Genomic DNA, 18,621 nt, shown 5'->3' on the forward strand with positions numbered 1-18,621 from the left:
TCCCATCCACTGTGACGAAACGCACGCCTCGGTCGCGAGCCAACTTGTTGGCCAAACAACAGACCCAAGCTCCGTCCGCCGAACCGACGGCGCCAGTCTTCGATGATGTCCCGTCGCGACGCAATTTTATCAAGGGAAGCGGCATGATGTTGGCCGGCGGTGCGATCGTGGGAACGAACCTTTCGGTCGCTCGCGGTGCGCATGCCTTCGGCAGTGACGTTATCAAGATCGGTTTGGTCGGGTGCGGCGGCCGGGGTACCGGCGCGGCGATCCAAGCACTGAACACGACCGGCGGCGAGACCAAGTTGGTCGCGATGGCCGACGTTTTCGAGAACAGCATCCAAACCGCTTACCGGACCATCAAGGGCAAGCATCCCGACAAACTGGATGTCGAGGACACGCGGTTCGTCGGACTCGACGCATTCAAGTCGGTGTTGGCGACAGATTGCGATTTTGTGATCTTGGCAACACCGCCGGGTTTTCGACCTCAACAATTCGAAGCCGCCGTCGAAGCTGGCAAGCATGTCTTCATGGAAAAGCCCGTCGCAACCGACGCACCCGGTGTGCGCCGCGTTCTAGCAGCCGGCCAGAAGGCGAAAGAAAAAGGCTTGGCGGTCCAAGTCGGATTACAGCGGCATCACGAGTTTCGGTACCGCGAGTGTATCGACAAACTTCAAAACGGCGGGATCGGTGACTTGATCTTCGGGCGCGCTTATTGGAATGGTGGCGGCGTTTGGGTCCGCCCGCGAACGGCCGAACAAACCGAGCTCGAATACCAAATGCGCAATTGGTACTACTTCACTTGGTTGTGCGGTGATCATATCGACGAGCAACACATTCACAATTTGGACGTAATCAATTGGCTATTGGGCTCGCGCCCCATCGAAGCGCAAGGCCAAGGTGGTCGCGAAGTTCGTAAAGGAACCGATCACGGCCAAATCTTTGACCACCACATGGTCGAGTACACGTATCCCAGTGGTTTCAAGCTTCTTAGCCAATGTCGTCACATTCAAGGATGCTGGAACAACGTTAGCGAGCATGTTCACGGCACCAGCGGATCTTGCGACATCAGTGACGCGTTGATTCGCGATGCCCAGGGCAAAAAGACGTGGCAAAGCGAGCTGAAAGAGACGAAGGGCGGGAAGGGCTGGCAACAAGAACACCACGACTTCTTTGCCGCATTGCGGAAAGGCGAAACACCGAACGAAGTCGAATACGGTGCGCACAGCACGATGACCGCGATCCTGGGGCGAATGGCGACGTACAGCGGCAAGGTTGTGAAATGGGATGACGCGATCAACAGCGACATCGCCCTTGCGGATACCGACGCGATGCAGACGTTCGACGATGCGGCACCGATCCAGCCCGACGCCGACGGCAACTATACGGTACCAGTCCCGGGCAGCAAGCAACGGTTTGTGTGAGCGGCCTTTACGCCTTGTCGAGCAACTTATCGACGACGGATTCAATCGTTTGATCGGCCGTTGCGCCCTTCCAATTCAATTCGCCGCTCCACCAGTGTCGGATGTAACCGTTTTGGTCAACGACATAGACGGTGGGCCACATCGTGTTTCCCCAAGCGGCCCAAGTCTGGGACGCTAAGTCGATCTGAATCGGGAAATCGAGAGCTTTCTCCGTTGCGGCCGCTCGAACGGCATCGGCATCGCGCTCGCGACTCGTTTCAGGTGTCTGGATTCCAATCAACACAACGTCATCGGACGAATATTTCTTGAACCAACGGCGATAGATGTCAAAGTTGGCGTGACAGTTGTGACACTGAAACGCATAGAAGTGGACGATCACGACTTTTCCCCGCAGTCCCGACATGGTCAGCGGTTCGGAATTGATCCACGGTTGCCCCGAATCGAATTCCGGCGCCATCGCGTAGATTCGCTGTAAGCCACTGGGGTCAAACGGTACTCCCAACAGCGCGTTCAACTTCGATCGCTGTTCGGGGCGAACGATCTTGCCGATCGCCGCGCGTTCTTCACGAGTGTTCTTTTCAAGCTCGGCCTGAAGCGACGCAATGGCCGGATCACCGTATTGAGTGCGCGACAATTTCGTCTGTGACTCCGACGTCGCCGCCGCAAACTCGGCCAGCCGCGATTGTTGTTCTTTGGCGAGACCGATTTGTTTCGCGACGTCCGTACGCAACAAAATGCGGTTGCCCTGCGCGAAGTACTCTAATTGGTTCATTCGCTGCTGTTGGGCCGTCGTCGTGTTGTCTCGAAACCATTGCCGGACGCGTCCTTCCAAGCGATCGATGACCGCCAATTGTTCTTCGCTCGCCAAGTTTCGTGCCGGAAACCATTCCACATCGGTTTCGGCAAACAGGGCTTCGAGTTTAGAAATCTGGTCGCTGTCCAATTTCAGCTCGGCGTGGACCTCTGACGCGTGGACAAGCCCCAACAAGAACCGTGGAACCAGCCGATGAATCGATGACGCCGCATCGCCAGAGTCGTCTGCGGCGACCGCGGGAATCGTGCCGATCCACAGTGACGCCAGCACTATGGATGATAAAAACGGCTGAAACGGGGTTCGACTCATCGTGGGGGCCCACCAACGGAGACATTGTCATTCGAGGGCTTCGGATGCCCATTCGCTATGGTAACCGATGCCCAAACCGTACTTTGATCCGCCAAAGCGGACACTTCCACGGTGACGGTTTTAACGATTGCAACGCGGCCAATCTGCTGGACGGATACACCATGAAACATTGACTTTGACGGCAAAACCAGTAAGCTGAATCGTCCTACCTGAAAAAATCCCACCCACGAGATCACTACGAAGGCGTCGATCGATCCGTAGACCATTGGTGCGGCTCAACGACGAAAGCGATTTGTCGACTTCGGCAAATCGTTCGTAGCGTTCATCAGTCCGCGTTCCCACCTCAACCGATCGACGTCCCCAGTCGATCGCTGGTCGCATGAAACGAAATACGCAATTTGGTCGTCGTAACTGCTCGACGGCTTTCCTGGTCGGTGCCACATTTGTCGGCACCCTGGTCTGTACTAGCGGATTAGAAGCCGACGACGGGATCGACAGCGTTGAACCGCTTGTGGTTGCATCGCCAGAGCCTAGTGATGCAGTCGATGTCAGCGCTGGCATCCTTCCGCTGGAAATGGAGCCTCCGACGGACCTTAGATTTTCCTTCAACGGCACTCCTTGGCGAGAAGTGATTCGTTGGATCGCTGACGAATCGGGGCTCGCACTCCACGTGGGCGATTTGCCGCCGGGCAGCTTCACCTACAGCGACGTGAGTTCCTACGACACGGCCGCAGCGATCGATCGAATCAATTTGTTTCTGCTTGCCGAAGGATTCACGTTGGTCCGCAGTGGCGACTTATTGTCCGTCATCAATCTCGGCGACCCTCGCAGTCTGCAACAGCTCGACCTGCTGGCCGCTCAAATTCCTACCGATGCACTTGCTGATGCGGTAAACCAGCATGAAGTGGTCAAGTGCATTTTCGCGCTCGGGAACATTGATTCGGACGATGCGGTCGCCGAGCTCGCGGCGCTGAAGCTGATGACGCAGCCGACAATTCTTTCAAAGACGAATCAATTGATGATCACCGACACCGTTTCGAAACTGCGAAACGTTCGTGATGTATTGGCGGCATTCGAACCCAATGAAATGGAGAACGGCACGGTCGTAAAGACGTTCTCGCTGCAACACGTGTCGGCGGAAGACATCCTGTTGGTCGCACGGCCACACTTGGGACTGGCAACGGGAGAGATGATCGGCATCGATGTCAGTTTGTCATCAGACATTCAAGGCAAACACCTGTTCGCGACCGGCGTCGAAGACAAGGTCAAAGTGATCGAACGGTTGGTCGAAGCGTTAGATCAACCTGAGCCCGTTGCGTCGACGATCGACGGCGAGAAAACTTTGCAATCTCATTTGGTTTCCGGCGGCAACGTCGAAACGGTTTACAACGTGCTGCAAACGTTGCTCAACGGAAAAGAAGTCCGATTATCAATCGATGAACGATCTAGCAGCATTGTTGCTTTGGCGCCACTGTCGGTCCAAAACGAGATTGCCGCGACCATCCAACAAGTCCAAGCATCGGAAGCAGCCTTCGAGGTCATCCCGCTGCAAAACACAGACCCGTTCTTCGTGATTACGTTGCTGGAACAAATGTTGGATTTGCCGGGTCCGCTAACCAGCCCAAAAAATGTGGACCCGGATGCTCCCAAAATCGATGCCGACCCGGGCAATCGCCGATTGTTCGTTCGCGGCAAACAGCACCAAATTGACCAGATCAAAAAGATCGTCGAAGGCTTGGAGGCAACTTCCGGTACATCGCAGAGCAGCCTCAATAGCGAGTCGGCCGATCAGGTTCGGATCGTACCGATCAAGGGACAGCGGGCAATCGAGTTACTAGAAACGGCTGCTACGTTTTGGCGATCCACCAACCCGGTCGTGATTTTTCCATCGTCAAACGCGGGGTTCCCGGCACCGACCGAGCGGGTTCCCAACGCGTCGGAACCGGACCGTGCCCCGCTTCCATCCGCCGATCCGGCGTCCGAGGCCAACGAGTCATCGAGTCGGGGATTATCGGATCGATTCACGGCGATCGGCAATCATGATGCTCGCCAATTCACGGCCGTTTCGAATCGCGTTCCGACGGTTCGATGTCAAGTGACTGACCGCGGCATCCTGATTCAATCGGAAGACACGGACGCACTGAGTCAGTTCGAATCACACCTGCGAATGATCGCGGGCCCCGATCATCCCGCGTCGACGGCACCGGTTGTGTTCTATCTGCAACACACGCGTCCCAGTGATGCCCTGCGATTGCTAGGTGAACTGATCGATGGCGGTCAATCGGCACGCGAAGGCGAAGCCGGAACACTGGTCAATGGATATGTATCGGGCGGACCGTCGTCTTCGTTCTTCGGTAGCTTGATTTCGTCGCAAGAAGGGACGACTACCATGATGGCCGGTTCCATCACCGTGGTCGCCGACTCGAGGTTGAATCGCTTGATCGCTCAGGGAACCGAAGACGACATCGAAACCATCGCCGGGTACCTGCGAATCATCGACAAAGATGAAAGCATCACCGACATCCAAATCCACGGACGCTCTCACGTTATCGAACTGCTGCATACGTCGGCGACCGAAGTGGCAAAGTCGATCAAGGAAGCATTCGTGGATCGCGTCGCCGAGAAGGCACCGGCAAGCCGATCCGGTTCGTCGAGCCTCAAAGGCGAAGCGGCCCTTGATCCGCGCGAAGCCTACCTGGCTGCCCGTGCCGCCTCGCTGGGTGCGGCCAGCGATTCCAAGAAGTCCAACGAGCAAGACAAACCCGCGGTTGCCGATGTGGAACCGAAGATGACCATCGCGGTTCACGAATCAAGCAATTCGCTGATCGTGACGGCGCCGGATGCTTTGTTCGCAGAAGTCGAGTCTCTGGTCCAGAAATTGGACGTCGGTTCCGAGCAAACGGTCGAAGTGGTCACTCCGATCAACAATGAAGTCTACGGGCTCTTGCTTCAAGAATTGGCATCCGGGAGTGCAGCATCCGGCCCCATTCGATCGGCGGCAAAACCGAAAACGACGTCGAGGGCCAAAACAACTTCACGAACGTCGGCACGCACCAAATGAGTCGCACTATTCACTCTGGATCGCGACGGCGTGCGTCGCAACTTGTTGTGGCATCGATCGCTACAATCGCCTGCATAACGGCTTGCGATTCGGCGTCTGCACAGTCCGGACTTCGCGAATCGCTCGAGCGTCTCGATCGCAATCAAAACGGTCAAATCGATCCCAAAGAGATCACACCGCTGGCTCGCCCGTACCTAGAGCGGATCGCAGAAGCACGGCGGCTTTCCCTGGATCGCCCCAACGATATCTCGAAGTTACAAGAAGCCGCGAGAATCTATTACGCATTGGTCAACGGAGTTGCGGGGAAGAACATCGAGCCTGACTTGGAAAGCAGCGTCAAGGGTTTCGGTCCCATCAAGGGACAACCGCTGGTGCCGGAATTCGGGCTGTCGGATTTCGAGTTCCCCTACACACAAGAAGACCTCGACGAGACGGATCTAACACTTCGGCGGTATGACCGCAATCAGGACGGGTACATCGATCGGGCCGAGGCGCAACGAGGGAAATGGACGCACCGTGATCCCTTCGAAGAGGACTACAACTACGACGGGCGATTGAGTCGATTGGAACTCACGCAACGCTATGCACGCCGACGATTGCTTGATGGAGCCTCCGATGAATTGGTTCAACGCGCGAAGCGAATTGGAAGCGGTGTTCGCCCTTCCAGAGACGAAAGCGACGACGACCGCAACGATTCGCGTTGGTGGCGGAATGGTGGGACCAGCTACTATTTGACGGCGTCGATGATGAGCCGATTCGATCTCAATCGCAATGGCTGCTTGGAAGCAAACGAGTCTGCCCGATTGGGCTTTCCAACAAGCCGCATCGACGTCGATCGCGACGGTGAATTGTCTCGCGACGAGATGCATTCCTATCTAAGCGAGTTGCAGGAAAATGCTGGCGACGAATCGATCGGCGTCCCGAGTTGGTTCTATGAACGCGATGAAAACCGCGACGATCAAGTCACTATGGCGGAGTACACCGACGAGTGGTCCGACGAGTCTGTGCAATCGTTCGTCGGTTTGGATATCAACGACGATGGGATTTTGACGTTAGCGGAAGTCACCCAGTCGGCTGCACTGACGGGTGGAAGCTTTACGAACCAAACCGCGGAAGTTCTGCCGCCGCGCAAGACGGTCATCTCTGAAATCGTGATTGACGAAAAATTCATGATCGGTGACTTGGACGTGCAACTTTCCATCACACATTCGCACCTTTCCTATCTCGATGGATATTTGATTTCCCCGAATGGAACCCGCGTCGAACTGTTCACCGGCGTCGGCGGCGGTGACGATCACTTCAATCAAACCATCTTCGACGACCAATCTCAAATCCCGATCACCAAGGCGCGTGCGCCCTTCGAAGGAAACTTTATTCCCGAAGCGGTGATGAAGCGTCAACCGGGACTGAGTCAGTTCAATGGGACCGAAGCAACCGGCACATGGCAACTGGTCATCGCAGGCGCACGGAATGAACGATTCGGGATGCTGCACCAGTGGTCGTTGATGATCCAGCCCCAAGACAGCCTGACGCCGATGACGGACGCTACACAGTCCCAGATCACGCAAACTGCGTCCACGACAGATCCCGATGCTCGTGAAGACTTCACGAGTCAAGAATCGCCAACCGGCGAGCTTCGCGATTCAGTCGATAGCATGGAAAAGATTCGTCAGAAGCGGGCTGAAATGGTCGAAAAGTTTCGCTTGATGATGGAAAGCAAAAACGAGAACGATTCTCGCGAGCGATTTGACTTAAATGACTCAGCCAAATCGCTGGACAAGAAGATCCGCAAGCTCGAATCGAAACTTGAATAGAAATCGACGCATCGCTACGAGGGGTGGACCGTCCCGTTGCCAAACCAGTGTGCAAACGATCGAATCGCGTCCTGTGGCGGAAACTGACATGATAACAGGGTGGTGAAACGCGATGAGATGCACGAACGGATGGATGCGAGTTGGCTTCGTTTTCGCAATCGCCGTCGGCGCGATCAACGATTTGTCGCATGGCGATGACCATTTCCTAACCATTGGTGGCGGATACGCTCCCTCGGGCAATCAGGTCTCGCTCGAAAAGAACGTGTTGCTGTTCCAACGCTTCATGTCCGAACGTGAAGCAGGGCAGTCCGGTGCGGCTCGTCCCAGAGTCGACGTGCTGTTTGCCGACGGCAACGATCCGGCAAAGGACGTGCAAGTGATGGAGATCGAGTCGGTGCCCGAAGCTAACCGTTGGATGGCCGAACTCTTTGGCAGCACAACCGATCTCGGTTTGGCCTATCGCGATCACCAGGTTCCCAATGTTCGCGGATCATCGTCGGCCAAAAATGTTCGTGGCTGGTTCAAAGAAGCGTCCGATCGGATCAAGGCGGGTGACCGACTCTTCATTTACGTGACGGCGCACGGAACCCCTAGCTTGGATTCTAACCGCGATCGCGATACGGAAATCGCACTCTGGGATTACTCGTCTATCAAAATGACCGAGTTCACCGCCCTACTCGATCGACTGCCCGATGACATCGATGTGGTCGTCGTCATGGTTCAATGTTATGCCGGTGGATTCGCACGTTACTGTTTCGTTGACGGCGATCCTGACCAAGGTCTGGCGAAGCAGCGGCGAGTCGGATTCTTTGCAACCGTTCATGATCGACCAGCGGCCGGATGCACTTCCGATGTCGACGAAGTCAATTACGTCGAATACAGCACCTATTTCTGGGCCGCAGTGCGCGGCATCGACCGAAGTGGCGCGCCGATCGATCCCCCAGACTACGACGGTGACGGAAAAATTGGCTTCGATGAAGCGCATGCTTACACGGTACTGAACGCGATCACAATCGACATCCCGCTGACGACATCAAGCGAGTTCCTTTCCGTCAATAGTCGCTTCGCCGGCGATCGTGAAAGCGACGACGAATTCGATTTGTTGTCCGAGGACGAACCCTACTCGTCGGTCGTCTCGCTTGCGGCGCCTGCACAGCGAGTTGTACTCGAAGGGCTATCAACGTTGCTGCAACTTGACGGCGAAGACCGCATCAAAACCGCTCAGGAAGCGTCGCGTCCACAGCGACGTCGACGCGGATCAGGTGGCCGCCGATCCAATGACGAACTTCGAACGTTGCGTGATCGCATCGCCGATGACTTGCTGGAACGGTGGCCCGAACTATCGAACGTTATGAACCCGAAAGCGATCGAGCTTGTGACGTCGCGAGCCGACGAGTTTGTCGAAGCCGTTCACGGGCACCGAAAATTTGAAAGGTTTAGCGAGTTGCTAGAAGCGAACGTCACGGAAATGAGCAGCGAGGAACGACGTGCGATGCATCGACGCTATGTTCGTGTCGCGAACGACATCGTGTTGGCCGAGAACTTGCGACGACTCGGCGACCGAAAAACCATCGCCCAGTTTGGTTCGCTGATCAAAGCGGAATCCGGTAGCCTCTGACCTCGACTTTTTCCATTCTAAGCTGCTTGGATGAGCCCAAAGTCTAGCAGGTTACGGACAGGTGCCGATAGTTTTCGAACACCCTCGCCGCCCGGCCTGTGTTCGAAAACCCACTCAAGCCATAGGTGTGCCGAACGCTTGCGATCATGAACGTCTCCAAAGGTTCAGGCCCCTTTTTCAACAGGCTGCTAAATCTCTGCGACCAATTTCACCAACTCGATCGCTCATTCTTGCAAGGTGAACACGTCTTCCACTCCACAATCGAAAACCCTTGCGATCCGTATCGCAAGGGCAAGCGGAGGAGTGTACGTGCCCGTTTCCATCGCGACGATCGTTTGCCGCGTAACGCTGACGGCATCCGCCAGCGATTGCTGAGTCATCCCTTCGGTCTTACCACGCAATTCGCGAACGCAATTCGTTAGGTTCGGTTCCGGCTTACGCGGCACGGTTCATCCCTCGATATTGCAGAACCGACGATGCACCCTTGATGGCGTAGCAAAAAGCGAATTGGATCCAAATCATGATGTTCAAAAGCGCTGGCGAAACGTCACGCGACTGGTAAGAGTGCCACATTGTTACCACAGCAAGCGAGAACACCATCAGCATCCATGCCGATCCAAAGCCCCACCATGACGCTTGTCGTTCAATTTGAACGTCGCGTTCGTCTCGGACGACTCGATCGCCTTTTTTGCGCATCAACAGCGGAGTGATGCCCAGGAATCCGAGCAGCCCGAATCCTCCCACAGCGCCGCCACCCAGCCAAGGGTAAAGCGCCAAAACAACAACCGTCGCCAACACGGAAACGATAAGTTCAGTCCAAGCGACTTTTTCTAACGCATTCATTTCTCGAAACCCTTTGTTGATTGCCTTCACGGATCACGCGCATAATAGACTATACATACAGGATGTCGAGTCTATTGGTCATCGGGTGGCAATTGGGTCTCGTTGCTCTGAACAATGCGCTCGCCGAAGTTGCCCCTTGACGCGCCGAGATAATCCCTTCAACGCGGTAGTCTACCGTTCGTTTCTTAACCCTAAACTTGCTGTCGGAGTGTGCGTGATGTCGATACGAATCGCCTGTTTCCTTGCTTGTGCTGCCATCATGGTTTCGCCAAGTGTCACTTGGGCCCAACAATCCAGTGGTTCAGACGCGGCCCCATCCTCATCTCGCAACATCGTAGAGACGGCCATCGATGCGGGAGCCTTCAATACGTTGGTTGCGGCGGTGAAGGCCGCCGGGTTGGTGGAAACTCTCAGTGGCGCGGGCCCGTTCACCGTCTTCGCACCGACCGATGAAGCTTTTGCCAATCTTCCTGCGGGCACCGTCGAAACATTGCTCAAGCCAGAGAACAAAGCACAGCTGGTCAGCGTCCTGACCTACCATGTCGTCCCAGGCCGAGTGCCGGCTTCCGCCGTTGTCGGATTGAAGGGCGCAAAGACCGTAAACGGCCAGCGCGTGAATATCGCATCGAACGATGCTGGTGTGACCGTGGATTCAGCGAACGTTGTCCAGACGGATATCCAGTGCAGCAACGGAATCATTCACGTCGTCGATTCTGTGTTGTTGCCCGAATCCGGCACAATCGTTGACGTCGCCAGCAACACTGGCAGTTTCGGGACGCTATTGGCTGCGGCCAACGCTGCCGGGCTGGTTCCAACACTCAGCGGTGATGGACCTTTAACTGTGTTCGCTCCCACCGAAGAAGCATTCTCGGCCCTACCGAAGGGCACCGTCGCGAGCCTTTTGCAGCCCGGAAACGAGGGCAAGTTGGCAGACATCCTGAAGTACCACGTCGTAGCCGGACGCGTTTACAGCGAAGACGCGCTTGCCCTGACATCCGCTCCCACAGTTGCCGGTCCGTCCATTGCAATCACTCTCACCGACGGTGGAGCCAACGTCAACAACGCCAGGCTGTTGCAAACAGACATCGATGCCTCCAACGGCGTGATTCATGTGATCGATCGAGTGCTGTTGCCATCGGACGCACCGTCGACAAGTTCCGTCACTTCATTGAAGCCCACGCCGGATCAGCGGAACGCGGCTAAGTCGGTGCTGAACGACGCCATTCACCGAGGCGTCGCGGTTTTCAATGCAGGCCATCATGGTCAGTGCGCGGATATCTACATGCAAGCCTTGCAGGCCGTGTCGGCGATGCCTGACGCGACGATGCCCGCCAGCCTTCGGGATCAGCTCAACCATACGCTGATCACTTGTCCCCAGATGACCAACGGCTCGAATCGAGCGTGGGCGCTTCGACATCAGATCGACCAGTTGGTGAACCAATGGTAACCGCTGGAGTCGACGTCCAACTGGGACATGGAAGACGGTAGAAAACTGCTTCACTTTTGCACCGTTCGCATTCATGAAATCAGCGCTTCATCTGGACCGGCCCGACGATCCAGACGAAGCGGTTGCTATGGGATCTAGTTGCCCAAGGCCCTGTGGGGTCGTTGTTCGATGTAGGCAACTCGGGAACTCGTGTTCATTCGTTGCAGGATTTTCTCTTCTGCATAGAATCACGGTCCCATGAGTGATTACCCCTACAACTTCGATGCCAAGATCGTGAAATACGGATTCGGCAAGGTACAGTTTTCGGTCGTTTATGCGCCGAAAGAGATCGTGTCGCAATTGGATTTTGGCAAGTCGAAGCGTTTAAGAGTTGACGGAGAGATTGAAGGCATCCGCATCGAAGCGGCTCTGATGCCTACGAAAGGCAAATGGTTTCTGATGGTGTCGAAGAAGCTGCAAAAACTGTGTGGCGTGAGTTTGGGCGATCGAGTGTCGGTCTCGTTTGACATCGCGAATCAAGACGCAATCACTGTTCCACCCGAGTTACAGTTTGCGTTGGAAGCCAACGATGTTGCCCGTCAGGTATGGGAAAGCTGGACGATCGGCAAACGCCGTGGCATCTGTTACCGAGTCGACTCGGCAAAAATGCTCGAGACCCGCGAGCGACGTGTCGGGGAGGTACTCGACATACTGATGGAACAAGCAAATAGCCAGTTCCGAAATGTGAAATCTTGACGAACTGTTCGATGCGATCGCTTTGCGGCAGCAACCAATGCACCCAAGGTGGCTGATTACTACAGCCTTGCGCCCCCTGGCAACGAATACAGTAGCGAATGGATCAACCGATGGCTTTCGTCCGCATCGGAGCACTGATCCAAAAGTGTCGAAAGCTGTTCCCAGTTTCCGGATTTTGCGTACAACGGAACCAAAGTTTCTCTCCGCTTCCTTGCACTTCCAATGGAAGACGCTTTTTCGATCGAAGCCGCGATTCCAGGAGCCACGATCATTTCTTTGGCAGCTTTGACAGCGCTTTTTCGAAACCCCCGATGGGCTTCCTTGGATCCCGCTTCTACAGCAAGGCCAAGAAGTGCTTGCGCCGCATTCGGGCCATCAAGTTCAGCGACAACCTCGGCCAATAGCGTCATAGAACCCGATGTTGAAAAACCACCTTGCAATCCTCGCCACTTCGGAAGCTCTCGGATAACACGCTTCAGCAGCCTCGCTGCCGTAGCGGACTCACCCGTTTGAATTAGGAACCAAAGTTGTGAGCAGATCGCGTCCACTGGGAAATGAGTGTTCGGATCGTCGCTATCCCTGAGTTGCTTTAGAATTCGGAGGATCAATTTTTCCGCTCGCGCGTTTGCAATGTTGACCAATCCCATCGCGGCAAGGCTGCCAGTATCGAGGTCGCTGGTGTATCCATTGCGGTCGATCCAAGTCACATACTTTGTGATTTCCTCGTCTCTCCCGAGCCGTTGAAAGGCTTTGATCGCGCTGAGGATTAACCCACGCTCAAGAATGAATTCATCCACATCCGGAATCAGCTTGGTCGCACGTCGAACGGACGCCAACGCAGATGCTTCATCGCCATCAAGGATTGCTAGCCGGAATTGATGTCGCTGCTTGCCAATGCTCCGCGATGCTGCCTCGTCCTCCCATTCGTCATCGGCTTCGTCCTCCGTTTCAACCGCAAGCCCGTTGATGAGCCGAAACCTGTGGAGGAAATTTTCCAGAAGCTTCCGTTTGCTGGGGCGAGCGTTTGCAAAACGTGCTTTGAGTGCAGCTATGTACTTGTCCGCCCGCTTCAACTTCAGACTCTCCAAACTGATTTCGGCTCCGGCGAGTGAGAGTCGGATGAACGAATCGACATCAGTGGGATCCAACAGCGTGATAAGCCGCTCCAAGCGTTTGAGCGCCTGGGCTTCATGCCCACACTCCGCCAGTTGCCGTAGACGCACGCTGGCTTGGATCGCCGACTTAGACAGATTGCTGACTCGTTCACAGGAATCGAGATAGCACTCCAACCAAAGCTTGAGCGAACCGCCGCGAGGCCACTTCTTACGTGTTGGTTTCGGGCAATTGCTTGACCCATTCTTGGATTTCGCCATGGCGAATTGTTCCTCTAGCGTTTCAATGGACTATCTGCTTTGAAGGGAATTCGTTCCCGGGATTCTATCGCAATGCAAACATGACTGCTGCTTAGCCAAAATGTCTTCCCAACAAAATCTGAGCTCACAACGCGTTCGAAAAGATTTTTTGGGTCGCGAAGCGAATCGATCACCATGAACGGCAGACGAAACAACGGAACGGTGCCATGCGCCCGGTGGAAACCGGATTGCCCGCATCTTAGCGCAAAAAGCCGAATCAAAATGAACTTCGCAACGAACGCTGTGCGACGGCGAATGATTGGTTAGAGATGGTCTTGCCCCCTCACGCGCGCGTCGATACAAGGGCGATCAGCCAAGGTCGGTTCATGTAGAACGCTAGAGACTACAGTTTCCGGAATTTCCAGGCTTCGGACTGCGAACACCTGGACGCCATCACCTGAAACAATTGGTGAAGTCTATTTCGCGAATCGCGCCGAAGCGACACTCGTCCTGTTTTTCATGGTCACTTGGAACAAATGGCGACCGTGCTTGCGATACACTCACTCATCGGGCAAAGAATTATTGGTTGCGTTTTCGTTTAGCAGGGGAACGCGGTAGCGGAAATCTACTTGATGAGTATTCGATTGACACGTTTGATCGCGTTAACAATCTTCGTGCTTTGCGGAGAGATGCCGTTGCGACCTGCCTTGGCTGAGAAGCCGATCCCCATTGCTGCAGATGGTGCGCACACGGCAGCGGAATCGTCGACAACCGCAATCAGAAAGGACGAAGTCCGAATCGCCGCCCATCGGGGTGGCTATGAGACGGACAAAGCTGACGATGCGCCCGAGAATAGCGTCGCAAATATTCGCGTTTGTCAAAGCAAGGGTTACGAGCTTTACGAAACCGATATCCAGCGAACGCGTGACGGCAACTTCGTGATTATGCACGATGCAACTATCGATCGCGAGACCACAGGCTCGGGTGTCGCAAGCGAAATGAGTTTGGAAGAGTTAAAAACGCTCCATAAGAGGTTTCGCGACGGCACGGACTCCAAACATCGCGTCGCAACGTTGGACGAGTTCTTGGTTGAAGGAAAGAATCGAGTGCTATTCAAAGCCGATTTGAAACCCGGACTGAACATGTATTTTAAAGAGATCATGGATCTCGCTACTCGTTGCCAAGCGGTGAGCGACATCGTGTTCCGTGTGCCCTATCGTGACGCGGATGTCTTTGACGCGTATCGGGCCAGTGGAGTCCCGCTGGGCGGTAGCGTGCTGATGTTCATGGTTTCCAACAAAAAGCAGGTCGACGATGTCCGGCAGCGATTTAATCCAACGATGATCCAAGTCAACGTGTCCAAGGACGACCCAGCCAACGCACGAACACTAGAACTGATCCGCCATGCCACCATGAAAGGATTCATTGTCGAAACTCACGCCGAAGGCACAGAACAGGACTGGCGTCAACTCATCGAAGCTGGAGTCCGGATCTTTCACACTGCCAAACCCGCCAAAATGCAAGCGTTCCTACGAAAGATGGAAGTTGAAAACGATAAGTAGTGGACGAGGCATTGGCGGGGCGATTGCAGCGTAAGTCATGCTGCGAACGCGTTTTTTGCTAATTAGTCGCAGTCCCAGCCAGATGTCAGTCGCTTATTTTTCACTCCAAACTTGGCCATTTTCTCTTGTTTGAGCAAACTCAGGGCTGTCCAAGGAAGCGGGATTGAACTCGTTTTTTTTGGACGCGGCCCACCCTATCAGCCGAAATCGATTCGACCACTTCAAGCTCAACGAGTTTGTCAGCACGCAATTGAAGAGTCCATCTGCATCGGCCATCCGGCGGCGTCGAACAAACCAGCTTGGTCAGCTGAGCTGCTTTTTGAGCATGGAGGATTGCGGGCGTCGGCGGCATCTCGCGTTGTTTTCTTTCGAGTTAGCTCGTCCGTCCCTGCAGAGCAGCCTGCTTTCGCCCGTTCTCGATGGATCGGGTCGTCGCAATGACTGCTTCGGCGATTTTCTGGTCTGACCAAGTCGCGCCGCATTCGCTCTCACCACGCTTGAGCATTGCGGTGGCTGGCTGCACTTTCCAGGCAGCGATGTTTCGTTGTCCGCGTTTGCCTTTTGCGACTTCGGCAAAAGCTTCGCGTTCATCTGCTGTCAGCATGATAGGGTGGATTTTGCGATTCGACACGGGACCTTCCTTGATCTTGGTAAGTTCGGAATTGGATTCAAAGACTGCTGTCTACCTGAAAACCAAGCTGCAATCGAATACTAGAGCAGCGGAACTCGTCATTGGTTTGTCGGTTTAGATTCGCCTAAGACGTGTGCAGGCTGACCAGGAATTGCCCACCCGTGTTCGCGATTTCAGTGTGAACTTGCAATTCGGGCGAAAGACGCGAGAATCGACCGACCAACCAGGCGGCAACGGCGTCTGCGTCGCTACGCGTGGGACAACGAGCCATCGCTTCGCGGCCCCCTTTTCGCTCAAGTCGCTCGGCTGCGGCGATGAGGGGGGCCGGGTCAACGACAATCAGGTGATCCGGCCAGGGAACGACGGGATCGTTAGCGCCCTTGCCGGTGTTGCAACCTTTGTGCGCCAACCGTTCAGTCGGCAAACTTCCCTTGTCCTGCTTTTTCTTCTTCGCGCGGCCTTTCGAAATACGCGTATCCAGACTGGGTGCGCGAGGGTCGTTGGGCGGCATCGTGCGATCGACAGGTTCGTCACACAGCCAGCACCGCCAACCGTCGGCCTCACCCACGTCTTGCAGTTGTCCCATCTTTTGGCTTTCCCGGATTTATTGAAAGGATGCGTGGATGTCCCAGCCCCGCGATCGCAGGCCACACAAACGTAGGCCAACATAGCTTAGCAGCCTGTTGAAAAAGGGGGCTGACCCTCTCCGACGTTTCGAATTCACGATGTTTCAGCAACGTCTCCAAAGGGTCAGACCCCTTTTTCAACAGGCTGTTAGGCCCGCAAAAATCTGAACCTGGAAGCGTCTGGCACATCGTCAGCCTCTTTGCCACATTTGTGACGTCATGCTACTTTACACATGGGACGCGGTGCTACGTCAGGGACGCTATCTCCTACCCATTGACCCGTCTTTTCCTACGGAAGCCCCGCATTCCGAATCGGTAGCATCTTGAAAGTTCCTCCCCGAATCCAACCCCTGATCGAAGACGGGCTCGTCGACACAGTCCTGGGCTCGCTGATGAGCGGTAAAGAGGCGCAAGTCTTCCTCGTCCGGTGTGGCGACGAGACGCGATGCGCCAAGGTCTATAAGGATGTGGCCAAACGAAGTTTCAAGAACGCTGTGAACTACCAGGAAGGCCGAAAGATCCGCAACAGCCGCCGACAACGAGCGATCGACAATCGTTCAAAGTTTGGCCGAGATCAACAGGAAGTCGTTTGGCAACGCGCCGAAGTGGACGCGCTTTTGAAATTGGCGAATGCGGGTGTTCGAGTCCCCAAGGCATACGGGCTCTTCGATGGCGTCCTGTTGATGGAACTGATCACCAACGGAGACGGCGAAGTGGCACCGCGGCTGAACGACATCACCATGTCGCCCGAACAAGCCGTGAAAGATCACGCCACCGTGATGACCTATGTGCTGCGCATGCTGTGTGCCGGCTTGGTGCACGGCGACTTATCTGAATTCAACGTCCTGCAAGACGCGACCGGACCTGTCATTATCGACTTCCCGCAAGTCGTCAATGCATCCGGAAACAACAACGCAAAAGCCATGCTGCAACGCGACGTCCGAAACATGACCGAGTACTACGCCCAGTACGCACCGCAGTTAGCAGAAACTCACTACGCCGAAGAGATGTGGGACCTACACGAAAAGAGCGAACTGGATCCAGACCGGAAGCTGACCGGCAAGTTCAAATTTTCAACCCAGGCAGCCGACGTAAATTCAGTCCTGAACATGATCGACCTCGCTTACGAAGATGAACGGGATCGGAAGAACCGAATGGAAAACGGGTAGGCTTGCCTTCACTTTGCCAATACGGCGCCGCGTCGACTTGTGTCTTGCAAAAAAATTTTGCCACCTGCCACCCGGAGACCTTTCTCAAGACGGACTTCAGCTTCTTGATTGCGGCGATGCGACTTAGATTGTCGAGCGCTATCGCAGGGGCCGTCGCCTTAAGGGACTGGTCCGTTGGAAGCTGAGCCCAGTAGATGTCGTCGTACCCGGACGAATTTCTCGAAGTCGTTCGGCGAGCTTTCCACCTAGCAACGCAAGCGGCACGATGAGAACACAGCTCAGGACGTGAGTCCAAAAGTAGGGATTGTCGAATCGCCATGGAATTGACATCGCGATATTCACAACAAGATACACGCAGCCTGCATAGAGCCCGTGGGCAACGTGATTTCTTCCAGCGATGCGACCGGCAATGTAACCGCACAACAGGAATGGCAGCCAAACAAATGCCGGGAAAAAGATGGCGTCGAAAAGGAGTGTTGCGTCTCCTTCTGCGTTCGAAAGCGAAGGGCCGAATATCACGATGAAGATTCCGGCCAATGCAGCGCAAAAGAGCGCAATCACGAATGTCGCGACAGAGGCAAGCAGCACCGAGCGAATGCTGACGGATGCAATTCCTAGTTGTCGATCGATGGAGCGGGACGGCTGAAACGGATTCTGCATTTTGTGCGAGTCGGTGCGATGTAAACGGTGTACCGTTGGTCCCGCAAGCAACTGGACCATCAACGCAGGCAAAAATCCGTTGAACATGTGGCGCGCAAAACGGCAATCGGGGGAAAAACTTACCAGCAGATCCTAGAGCGATTCAAAAATCGTGCGTTGCGTTGCAGTCCGTGCGATGCCCCGATTGTGATTGACCATCGAGCGAATTCGGTGTGTGCATCCCTTGGCTACTCGCGTTCAACGGCGGTCCGGGGGATGGCCAAGGATCGCGTATCTTGCAAAGTCGACGATGCCGGCGAAACCATAGCTCGGGTCGACGTACTTTTCGATCACGTAGAACGCAAAGTAATACGCCCGGCAAAATGCCCAGATCGTGATCGCCAACAGTGCCACGTTTTCCATGCCAGGCATTCGAGCGATCAGCAAACATGACGCGAGTACACCCAGCCCAGCAAAGAGAATTCCCTTGCACCAGATGATCTTGGGGTTCGTTAGGTTTGCCATGATGGAATCCGATTTGAGTTAGATCAGCCGATCTCCGTCACAATACAGTTCA

Annotated in this window: 15 protein-coding genes; 8 read left to right on the forward strand and 7 right to left on the reverse strand. The window is 55.0% G+C overall.

What is annotated here, in order from left to right; genetic code table 11:
• Nucleotides 1-11 precede the first annotated feature (11 nt).
• On the forward strand, nt 12-1,424 hold the full coding sequence (locus Poly51_RS22865; RefSeq protein WP_390621801.1) for a Gfo/Idh/MocA family protein: 1,413 nt from the start codon (nt 12-14) through the stop codon (nt 1,422-1,424).
• 7 nt (nt 1,425-1,431) lie between these two features.
• Here the strand turns inward: Poly51_RS22865 and Poly51_RS22870 are convergent, their stop codons facing one another.
• Entirely contained in the window at nt 1,432-2,547 is a 1,116-nt protein-coding gene (locus Poly51_RS22870; protein WP_146460446.1) for a redoxin domain-containing protein, read from the reverse strand.
• A gap of 379 nt (nt 2,548-2,926) precedes the next feature.
• Between Poly51_RS22870 and Poly51_RS22875 the strand changes: the two genes are divergently transcribed.
• The 3 genes from Poly51_RS22875 (at nt 2,927) to Poly51_RS22885 (ending at nt 9,040) form a co-directional block, all read left to right on the forward strand.
• On the forward strand, nt 2,927-5,608 hold the full coding sequence (locus tag Poly51_RS22875) for a secretin N-terminal domain-containing protein (RefSeq protein WP_246114698.1): 2,682 nt from the start codon (nt 2,927-2,929) through the stop codon (nt 5,606-5,608).
• Nucleotides 5,605-7,422, forward strand: a complete 1,818-nt coding sequence (locus tag Poly51_RS22880) for a proprotein convertase P-domain-containing protein (RefSeq protein ID WP_146460448.1) — start codon at nt 5,605-5,607, stop codon at nt 7,420-7,422. The genes Poly51_RS22875 and Poly51_RS22880 overlap by 4 nt, the downstream gene beginning before the upstream one ends.
• 112 nt (nt 7,423-7,534) lie before the next feature.
• Nucleotides 7,535-9,040 carry a hypothetical protein gene (locus Poly51_RS22885; RefSeq protein ID WP_246114699.1) on the forward strand — a complete coding sequence of 502 codons (1,506 nt, stop codon included), beginning with the start codon at nt 7,535-7,537 and terminating at the stop codon, nt 9,038-9,040.
• A 224-nt stretch (nt 9,041-9,264) separates the two neighbouring features.
• Here Poly51_RS22885 and Poly51_RS22890 read toward each other — a convergent pair whose 3' ends face one another.
• A complete protein-coding gene (locus tag Poly51_RS22890) occupies nt 9,265-9,486 on the reverse strand; it encodes a helix-turn-helix transcriptional regulator (RefSeq protein ID WP_222435907.1) in 222 nt (73 codons plus the stop codon).
• On the reverse strand, nt 9,476-9,883 hold the full coding sequence (locus tag Poly51_RS22895) for a DUF2178 domain-containing protein (RefSeq protein ID WP_146460450.1): 408 nt from the start codon (nt 9,881-9,883) through the stop codon (nt 9,476-9,478). The genes Poly51_RS22890 and Poly51_RS22895 overlap by 11 nt, the downstream gene beginning before the upstream one ends.
• A 217-nt stretch (nt 9,884-10,100) precedes the next feature.
• Here Poly51_RS22895 and Poly51_RS31970 point away from each other — a divergent pair, with 217 nt between their 5' ends.
• Both Poly51_RS31970 and Poly51_RS22905 read left to right on the forward strand, forming a co-directional pair.
• Complete coding sequence (locus Poly51_RS31970) at nt 10,101-11,330, forward strand: fasciclin domain-containing protein (protein ID WP_186775739.1); 1,230 nt, start codon at nt 10,101-10,103, stop codon at nt 11,328-11,330.
• Nucleotides 11,331-11,567: 237 nt separating this feature from the next.
• Nucleotides 11,568-12,065, forward strand: coding sequence for a YdeI/OmpD-associated family protein (locus Poly51_RS22905; RefSeq protein WP_146460452.1), 498 nt, complete (start codon nt 11,568-11,570; stop codon nt 12,063-12,065).
• 59 nt (nt 12,066-12,124) lie between these two features.
• Here the strand turns inward: Poly51_RS22905 and Poly51_RS22910 are convergent, their stop codons facing one another.
• Nucleotides 12,125-13,438, reverse strand: coding sequence for a hypothetical protein (locus tag Poly51_RS22910; protein WP_146460453.1), 1,314 nt, complete (start codon nt 13,436-13,438; stop codon nt 12,125-12,127).
• A gap of 611 nt (nt 13,439-14,049) precedes the next feature.
• On the opposite strand from Poly51_RS22910, the gene Poly51_RS22915 reads away from it, so the two are divergent.
• Nucleotides 14,050-14,979, forward strand: a complete 930-nt coding sequence (locus Poly51_RS22915) for a glycerophosphodiester phosphodiesterase family protein (RefSeq protein WP_146460455.1) — start codon at nt 14,050-14,052, stop codon at nt 14,977-14,979.
• Between the two features lie 373 nt (nt 14,980-15,352).
• Here Poly51_RS22915 and Poly51_RS22920 read toward each other — a convergent pair whose 3' ends face one another.
• Both Poly51_RS22920 and Poly51_RS22925 read right to left on the reverse strand, forming a co-directional pair.
• A complete protein-coding gene (locus Poly51_RS22920; protein ID WP_146460457.1) occupies nt 15,353-15,610 on the reverse strand; it encodes a hypothetical protein in 258 nt (85 codons plus the stop codon).
• A gap of 124 nt (nt 15,611-15,734) precedes the next feature.
• Nucleotides 15,735-16,196, reverse strand: a complete 462-nt coding sequence (locus tag Poly51_RS22925; RefSeq protein WP_146460459.1) for a hypothetical protein — start codon at nt 16,194-16,196, stop codon at nt 15,735-15,737.
• 363 nt (nt 16,197-16,559) lie between these two features.
• Between Poly51_RS22925 and Poly51_RS22930 the strand changes: the two genes are divergently transcribed.
• Nucleotides 16,560-17,405, forward strand: coding sequence for a PA4780 family RIO1-like protein kinase (locus Poly51_RS22930; RefSeq protein ID WP_146460460.1), 846 nt, complete (start codon nt 16,560-16,562; stop codon nt 17,403-17,405).
• 897 nt (nt 17,406-18,302) lie between these two features.
• On the opposite strand, the gene Poly51_RS22935 is transcribed toward Poly51_RS22930, so the two are convergent.
• Entirely contained in the window at nt 18,303-18,569 is a 267-nt protein-coding gene (locus Poly51_RS22935; RefSeq protein WP_146460462.1) for a hypothetical protein, read from the reverse strand.
• Nucleotides 18,570-18,621: the final 52 nt, after the last annotated feature.

The sequence above is a fragment of the Rubripirellula tenax genome (assembly GCF_007860125.1).
GTDB classification, from domain to species: Bacteria; Planctomycetota; Planctomycetia; order Pirellulales; family Pirellulaceae; genus Rubripirellula; species Rubripirellula tenax.